At 70.0% G+C, this 13139-nt stretch carries 11 protein-coding genes; 2 read left to right on the forward strand and 9 right to left on the reverse strand.

All coding sequences use genetic code 11. The features are described 5' to 3' along the window. Positions 1-3: 3 nt before the first annotated feature. The 5 genes from H1Q64_RS05285 to coaBC form a co-directional block, all read right to left on the reverse strand. Positions 4-813: a hypothetical protein gene (locus H1Q64_RS05285; RefSeq protein WP_237904670.1), complete on the reverse strand. Its 810-nt coding sequence runs from the start codon at positions 811-813 to the stop codon at positions 4-6. A gap of 309 nt (positions 814-1122) precedes the next feature. Then, positions 1123-2082 (reverse strand): cysteine synthase A, encoded by a 960-nt coding sequence (gene cysK / locus H1Q64_RS05290; RefSeq protein WP_237904671.1) that lies wholly within the window; start codon positions 2080-2082, stop codon positions 1123-1125. Between the two features lie 75 nt (positions 2083-2157). After that, positions 2158-2613 (reverse strand): RrF2 family transcriptional regulator, encoded by a 456-nt coding sequence (locus H1Q64_RS05295; RefSeq protein ID WP_014238770.1) that lies wholly within the window; start codon positions 2611-2613, stop codon positions 2158-2160. Continuing rightward, positions 2613-3107, reverse strand: a complete 495-nt coding sequence (dut, locus tag H1Q64_RS05300; RefSeq protein ID WP_237904672.1) for a dUTP diphosphatase — start codon at positions 3105-3107, stop codon at positions 2613-2615. Before dut ends, H1Q64_RS05295 begins: the two co-directional genes overlap by 1 nt. Continuing rightward, entirely contained in the window at positions 3104-4360 is a 1257-nt protein-coding gene (coaBC, locus tag H1Q64_RS05305) for a bifunctional phosphopantothenoylcysteine decarboxylase/phosphopantothenate--cysteine ligase CoaBC (RefSeq protein ID WP_237904673.1), read from the reverse strand. The genes dut and coaBC overlap by 4 nt, the downstream gene beginning before the upstream one ends. Before the next feature lie 281 nt (positions 4361-4641). On the opposite strand from coaBC, the gene H1Q64_RS05310 reads away from it, so the two are divergent. Further along, a complete protein-coding gene (locus H1Q64_RS05310) occupies positions 4642-6078 on the forward strand; it encodes a sigma-54-dependent transcriptional regulator (RefSeq protein WP_237904674.1) in 1437 nt (478 codons plus the stop codon). Between the two features lie 369 nt (positions 6079-6447). Next, positions 6448-6657, forward strand: coding sequence for a cold-shock protein (locus H1Q64_RS05315; RefSeq protein WP_014238764.1), 210 nt, complete (start codon positions 6448-6450; stop codon positions 6655-6657). A gap of 7 nt (positions 6658-6664) precedes the next feature. On the opposite strand, the gene H1Q64_RS05320 is transcribed toward H1Q64_RS05315, so the two are convergent. Genes H1Q64_RS05320 through H1Q64_RS05335 form a run of 4 tightly spaced genes read right to left on the reverse strand, consistent with a single transcriptional unit; the run spans position 6665 to position 13134 of the window. After that, complete coding sequence (locus H1Q64_RS05320) at positions 6665-10114, reverse strand: PAS-domain containing protein (protein ID WP_237904675.1); 3450 nt, start codon at positions 10112-10114, stop codon at positions 6665-6667. 31 nt (positions 10115-10145) lie between these two features. Further along, on the reverse strand, positions 10146-11132 hold the full coding sequence (locus H1Q64_RS05325; RefSeq protein WP_237904676.1) for a metal ABC transporter permease: 987 nt from the start codon (positions 11130-11132) through the stop codon (positions 10146-10148). Next, a complete protein-coding gene (locus tag H1Q64_RS05330) occupies positions 11129-12334 on the reverse strand; it encodes a metal ABC transporter permease (RefSeq protein WP_237904677.1) in 1206 nt (401 codons plus the stop codon). Before H1Q64_RS05330 ends, H1Q64_RS05325 begins: the two co-directional genes overlap by 4 nt. Further along, positions 12331-13134 (reverse strand): metal ABC transporter ATP-binding protein, encoded by an 804-nt coding sequence (locus H1Q64_RS05335; RefSeq protein WP_237904678.1) that lies wholly within the window; start codon positions 13132-13134, stop codon positions 12331-12333. The genes H1Q64_RS05330 and H1Q64_RS05335 overlap by 4 nt, the downstream gene beginning before the upstream one ends. Positions 13135-13139 lie beyond the last annotated feature (5 nt).

The following is a 13139-nucleotide window of genomic DNA, read 5'->3' on the forward strand; positions in this document are numbered from 1 at the left end:
GCGTCAGGCGAGCAGGCTCATCTTGTAGGGGGTGGTCTTCGAGGTGCTGGACGACTTGGCCGCATCGTCCGCCGCCCACTGCTTCAGCCGGGCCTCGCGCTCCCGCATGATCTTGTCGAACGGGCGTTCCTCGGTCGATTCGGGCGTCTTGGCGACTTTCTGGACGAAATTGAGCTGATAGGGGATTTCGCCGATCACGTTCTTCGGCGGGACGATCACCAGCTCGTATTGGCCGGGTTCGATCTTGAAGCTGGGCTTCTTCAGCATGTCCTCACCCGACTTGGCCGGGTCCATCGTGTCGCCGGAGGCCACGACCTTGCCCTCCTTGCTCATGAGGGCCCAGCGCGTCAAGGGAAGGGACATGTTGCCGACGAACTCGCCGCCCTGGGCGACGGTCAGCGTGTGCTTCTGGACACCTGGATCCTTGCCGACGACGGCGCGGGCGATGCCCTTCATCTGGGCACCGGTCCCCACCATCATGATGTTCTGGCGTTCGGTGATGTCCAGCGTGTATTCGCGTTCATTCACGCCGCGGACGGCCTGGGAGATGACCGCCGTGTAGGTGCCGGGGCCGAGCTTCGCGCTGGCCTCCGCCGCCTCGTTCTTCGCCTTGGCCTCGGCGACGACCTTGTTGTTCTGGTCGACGATCTTGATGTTGGTGTTAATGTCGGCGATTCGGAAATTGAATTCGCCGGCCTTCGACACCGTGAACTGGCGGTAGTCGGTGGACGCGAGGTTGGAGTCCAATTCATTGGTGATGCCGCGGAACTGGAACCAGTTCATCGTCGAGGCATTCGGAATCGCGACGCCCATGGTGGCCTCCCCCGCTGGTCCTGTGCCGTCAGCTCCGCATCGTCGGGCGCCCGTGGCGCAAGCCGGGCCGTCGCCTGAAACGGCGGAGCCGCGCCGGCCGAAACTCCCGGCGCAGACAGGTTAGATTAATAAAATCCAATCTTTTTGTCAAAGCGCCGCCCGATGCCAGGGGCGGGCACAAAGACCGGACGGATCCCACTCTACAGCAGGATGCGCGACGGCGCAATATTCGCCGTCCGGTTGCGCAGGAGCATGTACCGGAGATCCCTCTCCCACAGCCGCAGGCGGCTGTGGGAGAGGGCGGCCGGTTTACTCCAGCCCTTCGAACAGGGCGGTGGAAAGGTAGCGCTCGGCGAAGGATGGCAGGATCACGACGATCAACTTGCCCTCGTTCTCCGGACGGGAGCCGATCTCCAGCGCCGCGGCCAGCGCGGCACCCGAGGAGATGCCGACCGGGATGCCTTCCAGCTTCGCCACCTTGCGGGCCGTCTCGAAGGCGCGCTGGTTGGAGATGCGGACGACCTCGTCGATCAGGTCCTTGTTCAGGACGTCCGGCACGAAGCCGGCGCCGATGCCCTGGATCTTGTGCGGGCCGGGCATGCCGCCGGACAGGACGGGGCTGTCCTCCGGCTCCACCGCGATGGTGCGGAAACCGGGCTTGCGGGCCTTCAGGACCTCCGACACGCCGGTCAGCGTGCCGCCGGTGCCGACGCCGGAAATCAGGAAGTCGGCCTTGCCGTCGGTGTCCTTCCAGATTTCCTCCGCCGTGGTGTTGCGGTGGATCTCCGGGTTGGCAGCGTTCTTGAACTGCTGGAGCATATAGGCGTTCGGATCGGTGGCGACGATCTCGTCGGCCCGGCGGATGGCGCCCTTCATGCCCTCCGCCGCCGGCGTCAGGACCAACTCGGCGCCCAGCAGCTTCAGCATCTTGCGGCGCTCGACCGACATGCTTTCCGGCATGGTCAGGATCAGCCGGTAGCCCTTGGCGGCGGCGACGAAGGCCAGCGCGATGCCGGTGTTGCCCGACGTCGGCTCGACCAGGGTGGTGCGGCCCGCCTCGATGGTGCCGGCGCGCTCCGCCGCGTCGATCATCGCGAAGCCGATGCGGTCCTTCACGCTGGCCAGCGGGTTGAAGAACTCCAGCTTGCCGACGATCTGGGCCTTGGCCCCGGCGTCCTCGGCCAGCCGGTTGACGCGCACCAGCGGCGTGGCGCCGACGGTGTCGAGAATGCTGTCGTAGATCTTACCGCGAAACTCGGAACCCGGCATTTTTCACTCCTCCGGTATGTGGTATATTCCCATTTTCTACAGCATGTGTAGAATTTAACCGTTTTCCGGGTGGGATCAAATCGTAAAATCGATGCGGTCTTCGGTCTCGCTCTCGACGCCAGCGGTGCGGGCGCGCAGGCAGAGATCCTCGATGGTGATGTCGTCGAGCTTCTTCATGCATTCCTCCTGAAGCTCGTTCCACAGCGGGCGCACCACCTTATGCCCCAGGATGGAGCCGGCCGGTTCCTCGATGGGGTCGGTCGCGGTCTCCATGGAGCGGACGACCTTCACGATCTCGCCCAGCGTGATCCGCCGGCGCTCGCGGGCCAGTCGGTAGCCGCCGCGCGGCCCGCGCACGCCGGCCAGGACTCCGTCGCGGACGAGCTGCTGGAGAACCTGCTCCAGATAGCGCTTGGGAATGCCCTGGCGGCGGGTGATCTCGCCGGACTGCACGGGTTCGGTGCCGGCGTTGTAGGCGATGTCCAGAACCGCCTCGATCGCGAACATCAGCTTCTTGGAAATGCGGAGCATCAGCGCGACTCCTGCGCGGGGGAGGGCGGGACGAACTGGCCGGTGGAGCCGAAGCCCCCGGTGCCGCGAGCGCTGTCGGGCAGCGCCGCCGACTCGGCCCAGGCGGCGCGCTCATAGCGGGCGATCACGAGCTGGGCGATGCGCTGCCCGCGCTCCACCGTGAAGGGCTGGTCGCCGTGGTTGATCAGGATCACCCCGACCTCGCCGCGGTAGTCGGCGTCAATGGTGCCGGGGCTGTTCAGCACCGTGACCCCGTGCTTCAGCGCCAGGCCGGAGCGCGGCCGGACCTGCGCCTCGCAGCCGTCGGGCAGGGCGAAGGCGACGCCCGTGGGGATCAGCGCGCGGCGGCCCGGTTCCAGGACGACCGGCTCCGCCAGCGCGGCCAGCAGGTCCATGCCCGCCGCGTGTTCGGTCGCGTAGGCCGGCAGGTCCAGCCCTGCGGCGTGGGCGAGCCGGACGATGGGAACAGGAATGGCGGATGCCGTTGCGCTCACGGAATGGTCTCCTGGGGGGCGGGGGTGGAGGGCGGAGTGAAATGCCGGGCGATGGCCTCGGCCAGGCGGGCGGCCACCGCGTCCTTGCCCATGGTGGGCCAGTCCTCGGCGCCGTCGGCGCGGATCAGATGGACGGTGTTGTCGGCCCCGCCGAAGGTGGTGGTGCCCGGTGACACGTCGTTGGCGACGATCCAGTCGCAGCCCTTGCGCGCGCGTTTGGCGGTCGCGTAGTCCACCACGTTGCCGGTCTCCGCGGCGAAGCCGACGACCAGCGCCGGGCGGCGCGGCCCGGCCTGGGACAGGGTCGCCAGGATGTCGGGGTTCTCGGTCAGGGTCAGGCTCGGCGGGCCGCCGCCGTCCTTTTTCAGCTTGCGGTCCGACTCGCCGGCCACGCGCCAGTCGGCGACGGCGGCGGCGCAGACCGCGATGTCCGCGGGCAGGGCCGCCTCGCAGGCCGCCAGCATCTCCCGCGCCGTTTCGATGGGGCGCACGGTGCAGCCGGGCGGGTCGGGCAGGCGGGTCGGGCCGGTGACCAGCGTCACCTCCGCCCCCAGCCGCCGCAGCGCCTCGGCGATGGCGTGGCCCTGCTTGCCGGAGGAGCGGTTGGCGATGTAGCGCACCGGGTCGATCGGCTCCACCGTCGGGCCGCTGGTGACCAGGGCGCGCTTGCCGGCCAGCGGCTTGGGCGCGTCCAGCTCCTCGAAATGGGCGGTGATGGCCTGGACGATCTCCATCGGCTCGGCCATGCGCCCGAACCCGTACTCGCCGCAGGCCATCTCGCCCTTGTTCGGGCCGATCCGGCGCACGCCGCGCTTCTCCAGAAGCGCCAGATTGTCCCGGGTCGCCGGATGCTCCCACATGCGGACGTTCATCGCCGGGGCGACGAGCACCGGCTTGTCGGTGGCCAGCAGGACGGTGGCGGCCAGATCGTCGGCCATGCCGGCGGCCATGCGGGCCAGCAGGTTGGCGGTGGCCGGGGCGACGACCAGCAGATCGGCGTCGCGCGACAGCTGGATGTGCCCCATCTCCGATTCGTCGGTCAGGGACCACAGATCCTGATAGACGGTGTCCTCGGTCAGCGCCTGCACGGACAGAGGCGTGACGAACTGCGCGCCCGCACGGGTCAGGACCGCGCGCACGCGCACGCCCCGCTCCTTCAGGCGGCGGATCAGCTCCAGGCTTTTGTAGGCCGCGATGCCGCCCGCGATGACGAGCAGGATGCGCTTGCCGGACAGCACGGATGTTTCGGCCACGGGCGTCCGCCGCTCCTTGCTATGGATTTTGTAGAATTCAGATATTCCATCACGGCGCCCGGTACAAGCGTCCTTCGCTGATCCTTACAGCGAATCCGGTGTGAAATGCACATCCATGACCGAAATGTGAAACCATGGATGGGATATTTCCTTGCGCGACCGCATTCCAGGTCTTTCGCCCGCGGCCCATCATCGCGTAGAGTGCATTTTTAAGGATTTGCTGATAACCAGTGCAATCCGACTGTCTTTTTCCGTATTTTCCATTTGAATTCAAACGGTCCATGCCCGCCCGCTCAACGCCAATCCTTCTTGTCGAAGACACGCCGTCGCTGGCCCGCGTCTATGCGGAGTTCCTGAAGAAGGACTGCACCTCCGTCACCACGGTGGAGACGGGGGCCGAGGCGCTGGAGCAATTGGCCGACGGCGTGCCGCGGATCGTGCTGCTGGACCTCCAGCTTCCCGACATGCACGGGATGGACGTGCTGAAGCGGATCAGTGCCCAAGCGCTGCCCTGCGCGGTCATCATCATCACCGCCCACGGCTCGGTCGGGGTGGCGGTGGAGGCGATGCGCTACGGCGCCTATGATTTCCTGGTGAAGCCCTTCTCGGCGGAGCGGCTGACCGTCACCGTGCGCAACGCCATGGAGCGGCTGCGCCTCGCCCAGCTCGTCGACAGCTTCGAGAAGGACCTGGGGCGCAGCCGCTACCACGGTTTCCTCGGCTCCTCGCTGGCGATGCAGGCGGTCTACCGGATCATCGACAGCGCCGCCTCCTCCCGCGCGACGGTCTTCATCACCGGCGAGTCGGGGACCGGCAAGGAGGTCTGCGCCGAGGCCATCCACCGTCAGAGCCCGCGGGCCGACCGGCCCTTCATCGCCATCAACTGCGGGGCCATCCCCAAGGACCTGATGGAGAGCGAGATCTTCGGCCACATGAAGGGCTCCTTCACCGGGGCGGTGGCCGACCGCGAGGGGGCGGCGGCGCGGGCCAATGGCGGCACCCTGTTCCTCGACGAGATCTGCGAGCTGGCGCCCGACCTCCAGACCAAGCTGCTGCGCTTCATCCAGACCGGCACCTTCACGCCGGTCGGCGGCAGCCGGTTGGAGAAGGTCGATCTGCGCATCATCTGCGCAACCAACCGCGACCCCCTGCGCGAGGTCGAGGAGGGGCGCTTCCGCGAGGACCTCTATTACCGGCTGCATGTCATTCCCATCCACCTGCCGCCCCTGCGCGAGCGCGAGGACGACGTTCTGGAGATCTGCCGCCAGTTCCTGACCGATTACACCCGCGAGGAGGGCAAGGGCTTCGTCCGCTTCTCCCCGGCGGCGGAGCAGGCGCTGCGCACCTACCACTGGCCGGGCAACGTGCGGCAGGTGCAGAACGTGGTGCGCAACATCGTGGTTCTGCACGACGGCGACACCGTGACCCCGGCCATGCTGCCGGCCCCGCTCGGCACCCCGGCGGGGACCGCCGTGGCGTCGCCTGCGGTCGGCGCCGGGAATGGCCATGGCGGCGGGCACGCCGCCGGCCATGGACCCGTGGTCCACGCGCCGTCGCCGAAGACGGTGAAGCCGCTGTGGGAGGTGGAGCGCGACGCCATCGAGGAGGCCATCGCCGCCTGCGACGGCAACATCCCCCGCGCCGCGGCCCTGCTGGAGATCAGCGCCTCCACTATCTACCGTAAGCGTCTCGCCTGGCAGGCCGAAGGAAAACTCTGATTTCCGGCCGCTCCGGGAGTCCCATCCCCCGTTTCCAGCCTCACGCCTCTGGTCCTGTCGAAGCATAGGCTTCGTGTGCGTTCAATTCACGCAAGACCATCGAAAGTCTTGCCGTGCCGGGACCTGCCGCCATCGGCTTATTTCCAAATGACCGGTCTGGCCACATTGGGCATATGCCGTGAAGCCGCCTTGCCGGTTCCGGTGCCATCCGGCTAGCCTCCCCTCGCGTTGCTTTGCTTGCGCTTCCGCGTGGCGCTACACCGGATCGCCACACATGACAGCCGCACCGTCCATCGTCCTTCGCCGGTCCCTTTCGCCCCGCGGCGCGGATCGGCGGCGGACCCCGACCGAGGAGCAGGAGTTCGCCTCATGACCACCGGCACCGTCAAATGGTTCAACACCACCAAGGGATATGGCTTCATCGCGCCGGAGGCCGGCGCCAAGGACGTGTTCGTGCACATCACGGCCGTGCAGAAGTCGGGTCTTCACGCCCTGTCCGAGGGCCAGCGCGTCGAGTTCGAGGTCGCGCGCGGCAACAACGGCAAGGACGCCGCGGTCAACATCAGCGTCATGGAGTGAAGCCGCGTCATGACGTGACGTAGCCGCGGAGCCGGTAGGCCTCCACGGCTTCCCGGGTGAGGCGGGGGATGTCGCGGCACAGCGACGTCACCTCACCCACCGCGTTGCTCCGGCAGGCCAGCTCCAGCGCCCGGGCGGCCGCCGACAGGTCGCGGGCGCCGAAGGTCCCCGCGGTGCTCTTCAGCGTGTGGGCCTCTTTCGCCAGCCCGGCGAGATCGGCCGGGCCTCCCCCCGCCGCTTCCGCGCCGCCGCGGGCGATCCTCTCGGCCCGCTCCAGCGTCTCCTCCACGAACTGGCGGATGACGTCGGCCAGAAGCTCCGCGTCGAGATCCTGGGCGAGCTGTTGCAGGACCTCCATGTCCAAAACGCCTTTCTCCGGCGTGCCCATATCCCCGACGCCCGCAGGGGTGGGGCCGTCCCAGGGCGTGGCAAGGGCGGCGGACTCCAACGGGGCGGACTCCACCGTGGTGGCGTCCAGCCAGCGGGCCACCGTCTCCAGAAGATGCGGACGGTCGATTGGCTTGGCGACGTGCCCGTTCATCCCGGCGGCCAGACAGCGTTCGCGGTCGCTGTCCATGGCGTCGGCGGTCATGGCGATGATCGGGACGGTCCCGGCCGGCGGCGGCAGGGCGCGCAGCCGGTGGGTGGCGGTCAGCCCGTCCATCTCCGGCATGGCGAGGTCCATCAGGACCAGCCCGTAGGGCGATGGGCCGGCCGCCGCGGCCGCCATCGCCTCCAGCGCTTCCCGTCCGTTGTTGGCGATGTCGACGCGATAGCCGGCGCCCCGCAGCAGCAGGGCGGCGACCATCTGGTTCGTCGGGCTGTCCTCGACCAGGAGAATCCGCCGGCCCGTTCCGGCGGCGGGCGGGGCGGCCGGGCTTTGCACAGGCGACGGCGCGGCGGGCGGCGCCTCCGCCACGCTCCGCCCGGTCACGGCGGCGAGCAGGCGGGAGGGCCGGGCCGGCTTCGTCACCGTGGCGTCGGCGCCGTTGCCGTCCCCGCCCCCGCCCCCGCCCGCGGTCCGGTGCGGCAGGGCGAGACGGACGATCCGCCCCACACCCCGCGCGCGCAGCCGGTCGGTCAGCGAGCCGGCGACCGGCGTCTCCACGCTGCCGATCACCGCGATGCCGGCGGCGGGCAGGGTGCCGGCGTCCAGCCCGGCCACCATCGCCACGACGTCCGGCGCGCTGACCGTGGCCCCCCAGGAGTGGAGCTGCTCGGCCAAAGCCCGCCGGGCGACGGGGTTGGATTCCAGAAGCAGAACCGTTTCCCCGGCCAGCGGCGGTTCCGCGACGGCGGCCCACGCCGTCCTGGGCTCCAGTAGCCCGGCCTCCGGCGACCCGGACAGCGGCTCGGACTTCAGCGGCCCGGGCTCCAGCGGCAGGGTGAACCAGAAGCGGCTGCCCTGGTCGGCGGTGCTGTCGAAGCCGATGCTTCCCCCCATCATCTCCACCAGCCGCTTGGAAATCGCCAGCCCCAGCCCGGCGCCGTCGTGGCGCCGCGACAGGCGGGGATGCACCTGGGAGAATTCGGTGAAGAGGTCGGCCTGCGCGTCCTGCGGAATGCCGATCCCGGTGTCGGTCACCTCGAAGCGCAGGCGCGGCGGCGCCTGTCCGCCGCCCTCCAACTCCGACAGGGTGACGGCGACGCCGCCGTGGTCGGTGAACTTCACGGCGTTGCCGACGAGGTTCAGCAGGACCTGCCTGACCCGCCCCGAGTCGCCGCGCAACGCCGCCGGCAGGCCGCCGGGGATGCAGACGGCCAGCTCGATCCCCTTGGCGAAGGCGCGGGCAGCCTGCAGCTCGACCACGCTCTCCACCACCTCGGCGGGGGAGAAGCGGCCCGACTCCAGGGTCAGCTTCCCGGCCTCCATCTTGGAGATGTCCAGGATGTCGTTCAGCATGAACAGCAGCGCTTCCGCCGACTCGCGGGCGGTGCGGGCGTAGGCGCGCTGCTCCTCCCCCAGCGGGCCGTCCAGCAGCAGCCCCAGCATGCCGAGGACGCCGTTCATCGGGGTGCGGATCTCGTGGCTGATGGTGCGCAGGAACTCCGACTTGGCGCGGCTCGCCAGCTCCGCCTGCTCCTTGGCGAGGCGGAGCTGCGCCTCCGCAAGGCGGTGGGCGGTGATGTCGCGGAAGGACACCATGGCCATTGTCCGCCCGCGGTAGGGAACGTAGCGGGTCTCCCCCTGCACCGTCAGCCGTTCGCCGTTGCGGCGCAGGCAGATGGCTTCAAAGGGGGTTTCGTCGCGGGCTCGGATGCGCAGCCAGTTGAGTTCACGGTCCTCCGGCACCATCAGCGCGGTGATGGACAGCCCCGTCAGCTCGTCCGGCGCATAGCCCAGGATGGCGGCGGCGGCGCGGTTGGCGTCGGCGATCACCCCTTGCTCATGCACCAGGATCCCGTCCATGGCGGCGTCCGACAGTTTGCGGAAACGGTCTTCGCTTTCGCGCAGGGCCAACTCCGCCCGGCGGTGATCAGTGATGTCGGTGTAGGTCATCAGGACCGAGCGGTCGGGCAGGAAGCCGGCGGTGATCTCCAGGACCCGGCCGTCGGGGCGCGTGCGCTCGATGCGGCTGACGCCCTCGGGGCGCAGGTTGGTCAGGTGGCGGGCGACGATCTCCGCCGTATCGCCGGGGCCGAACTCGCCGCGTTCGGCCATGAAGCGCAGGAAGCCGGCCATGCTGAGGCCGGGATGGAGCGCGTCGTCCGGCAGGTCGAGCATCTCCCGCAGGCGCCGGTTGCAGGTCAGGAAATGATAGTCCGCGCTCCACACCACGAGGCCCTGCGACATGGCGCTGAAGGTGGCCTCCAGCAGGTCGGACTTGTGGGCCAGCTCCTGCTCGCGCCGCTTCAGCTCGCTGATGTCGGTGCGCAGCCCGACATAGCCGCCGTCGCTGGTCCGCCGCTCCTCGATCTTGAACCAGCGCCCGTCGCCGATCCGCTTTACCTGCGGCCCCTGCGGGTTGCGGTGCCGTTCCATCTGCCGCTCGACCCAGCGGTCGACGTCGCCGTGCCCGCAGTCGGGGTAATGGCCCGCCTCCGCACCGCGGCGGATCAGGGACTCGAAGGTGATTCCGGGCTCCAGCGGTCCCAGCGGGGCGTAGATCTCGCGGAAGCGGGCGTTGCACTGGACTAGCCGGTCGTCCGCGTCGAACAGGGCGAAGCCCTCGTTGACGACCTCGATGGCCTCGGACAGGCGGCGGTGGGCGTCGGCAGCCCGGCTGTCGGCGGCGCGGGCCTCCGCCTGGGCGCGCCGGGTGGCCTCCCGCTCGCGCAGCACCGCCAGACCCATCACCGCACCGGCCAGCCCGATCCCGAAAAAGGGCCAGATCAGCTCGTCAGTCCCATGCTCCAGAAGATGCTGCAGCGTGTGCAGCGCGCTCGCCATCAGGAGGAGGAACGCGACCAGGGTGAGCCAGCTCCAACGGGGCTGCCGGCGGTGGGGGAACGGCATTCGGCGCTCCGCATCGGACGAGGCGAAAACGTTACGGCTTTTGCGCCTCCGGAGCAATGAATCCGGGGGAGTTGCGCAACCGGCTGACGGCGCGGCGCCGGCCCAGCAGACCGTGGCGCGGCCCGAACAGGACGGCCAGCGCCAAAATCAGGCCGGACGCCACCGCGATCATCCCCGCCGCGTTCAGCGAGTGGGAGGCCCCGAGCAGCATCGGCCCGAAGGCCGCGGCGCCATAGCCGGCCAGCGCCGCCAGCACTCCCAGCGCGACGCTGAGCAGGATCTGCGCGGCCAGCCGATCGGTCAGCAGGCGCGCCGCGGCGGGCGGGGCGATCAGCATGGCGATGACCAGGATGGAGCCCACCGCCTCGAAGGCGGCGATCGCGGTGGCGGCGACCAGAAGCACCACCCCGTAATGGAACAGTCCGGCCGGGATGCCCAGCGTGGAGGCCAGCGCCGGATCGAAGGTGGTGATCTTCAGCTCCTTGTAGAACAGCCCGACCAGGGCGACGCAGAGCGCGAAGACGGCGGCCAGCGTCAACACCTCCCGCGGCAGGGCGGCCCATACCGCCGGGTCGGTCAGCGACGCCCAGCCCTTGGGGGCCAGCCACAGGATGGTCTCCAACTGGCCGTAGAGCACGCAGTCGGCGTCGAGGTCGACCCCGCCGGCCGACGCCTGCTCGATCATCACCACGCCGGCGGCGAACATCACGGTGAAGACGACGCCCATGGCGGCGCCGGACTCCAGCCGGCCCAGCCGCCGCACCGCTTCGATCAGCAGGCCGGCCAGCGCCGCGGCGGCCAGCGCGCCGAGCATCATCGGCAGCGTCTCCCGCGTGCCGGCGACCAGGAAGCCGCCGACGATGCCGGGCAGGATGGCGTGGCTGACCGCGTCGCCCATCATCCCCTGGCGCCGCAGCACCAGGAAGTTGCCGACCAGCGCGCAGGCGGCGCAGGCCAGCACCGCGGCGAGCAGGGCGGGGGCGTCGATCTGAAGGAATTCCTGGACGTCGGGCATCATGACGGGGCGCTCCGCTCCTCCAGCAGCCTGACCATGTCGCCGGGCAGGACCGAGTCGATGGGGTCGACGCCCCAATTGGCGTGGGCGGGCAGCAGCGCTGGGTAGTCGGCCAGGAACCGCTCCCACAGCCGGCGGTCGCGCGCCGCCGCGCGTGCGGCGGCCTGCCCGGCGGGAGTCAGGACGCCGTCCCGGATGTATCCACGCAGGCGCAGCCAGAGCGCCACCGAGCCTTCCACCGGCCGGCCGTCCAAAAGGTCGGTCAGGGCGCGCCGCTCCGCGAAGGTCAGGCGCAGCCGCCCTTGGCGCAGCGCGGCGGCGACCAGCCCGCGCGCCGGGGCGAACAGGAAACTGAGCAGGAAGAAGCCCCCGGCGACCAGGACGATCACCGCCCCCGCCGGCAGCTTGGGCAGCAGGGCCGACAGGGTGGCGCCGAGCCAGCCGGACAGCGCGCCGATCACCGCCGCGGCGACGGTCAGGGCGGGCAGCCGGTCGGTCCAGAAGCGGGCGGCGGCGGGCGGGATGATGAGGAGCGCGACCACCAGGATCAGCCCCACGGTCTGGAGCCCGATCACCGTCACCAGAGTCGCCAGCCCCATCAGCACGAGGTCGAGCGCCCCCACCGGCCAGCCCTGCACGGCGGCGAAGCCGGGATCGAAGGCCAGCACCCGCAGTTCCTTGAACAGCAGGGCGACGGCCAGCGCCGCCCCGGCGGCCAGCAGGCCGATGGCGATGGCCTCGCCCTGCGCCATGGCGGCGGTCTGGCCCAAGATGAAGGTCTTCAGCCCGGCCTGCCCGCCCAGCTCCAAATTCTGGATGACGCTGAGCAGCACGACGCCCAGCCCGAAAAAGACCGACAGCACCGCGCCGATCGCCGAATCCTCGGTCAGCCGGGTGAAGCGGGACAGCGCCTGAACGGTCAGCAGCCCAACCACGCCGCTGGCCACCGCCCCGGTCAGCAGCAGCGGCAGCGAGCGCTCCGGCAGGCCGAACGCCGCCCCGACCAGGAAGGCGACGGCGATGCCGGGCAGGGTGGCGTGGCTCAGCGCGTCGCTGACCAGCGCGCGGCGGCGCAGCAGCAGGAAGGTGCCGACCGTCCCGCCGGCCAGCCCCAGCGCGGCGGTCCCGGCGACCACCACGGCGCTGTTGAAGCCGGACTGGAAGGTCAGGATGCGCAACGCCTCCTCGAACATGGGGTCGATCATGAGGCCTCCGCCGCCGCCGGAGTCGGCATGGGCCGCCCGCCGTAGGTGCGGGACAGCAGATCGGGCGTCATCACCCGGCTGACCGGCCCCTGGGCGACCACGCGGGTGTTGAGCAGCAGGGCGTGGTCGAAATAGTCGCTGACCGTCTGGAGGTCGTGGTGGACGCAGATCACCGTCCGCCCGGCGGCGTCGAGGTCGCGCAGCACCTGGAGCACCGCGCGCTCCGTCGCCGCGTCCACCCCGGCGAAGGGCTCGTCCATGAAATAGAGCTGCGCCTCCTGGGCCAGCGCGCGGGCCAGGAAGACGCGCTGCTGCTGCCCGCCGGACAGCTGGCCGATCTGGCGCTTGGCGAAGTCGGCCATGCCCACCCGCTCCAGCGCGTGCAGCGCCGCCTCCCTGTGGGCGCGGGTGACCGGGCGGAACCAGCCGATCTTCCCGTAGCGGCCCATCGCCACCACGTCGAGCGCCGAGACGGGGAAGTCCCAGTCCACGCTTTCGCGCTGCGGCACATAGCCGATCAGGCGGCGCTGCTTGGCGATCGGGCGGCCGAACACCTCCACCGTTCCCGACACCCGCGGGACCAGCCCGAGGCACGCCTTGATGAGGGTCGACTTGCCCGCGCCGTTCGGCCCGACCACGGCGATCAGGCCGCCCGGCGGGGCGGCGTAGTCGACGTTCCACAGCACCGGCCGGCGGTGGTAGGCGACAGTCAGGCCGCGGATCTCCAGGGGTGGCGGTCCGATGGGCGAGGCCTCTTCGGGGGCGGTGCGGCTGCCGGGGGTGCGCCAGAGATACTGCATGGTCC

The sequence above is a fragment of the Azospirillum brasilense genome (genome assembly GCF_022023855.1).
Taxonomy (GTDB): domain Bacteria; phylum Pseudomonadota; class Alphaproteobacteria; order Azospirillales; family Azospirillaceae; genus Azospirillum; species Azospirillum brasilense_F.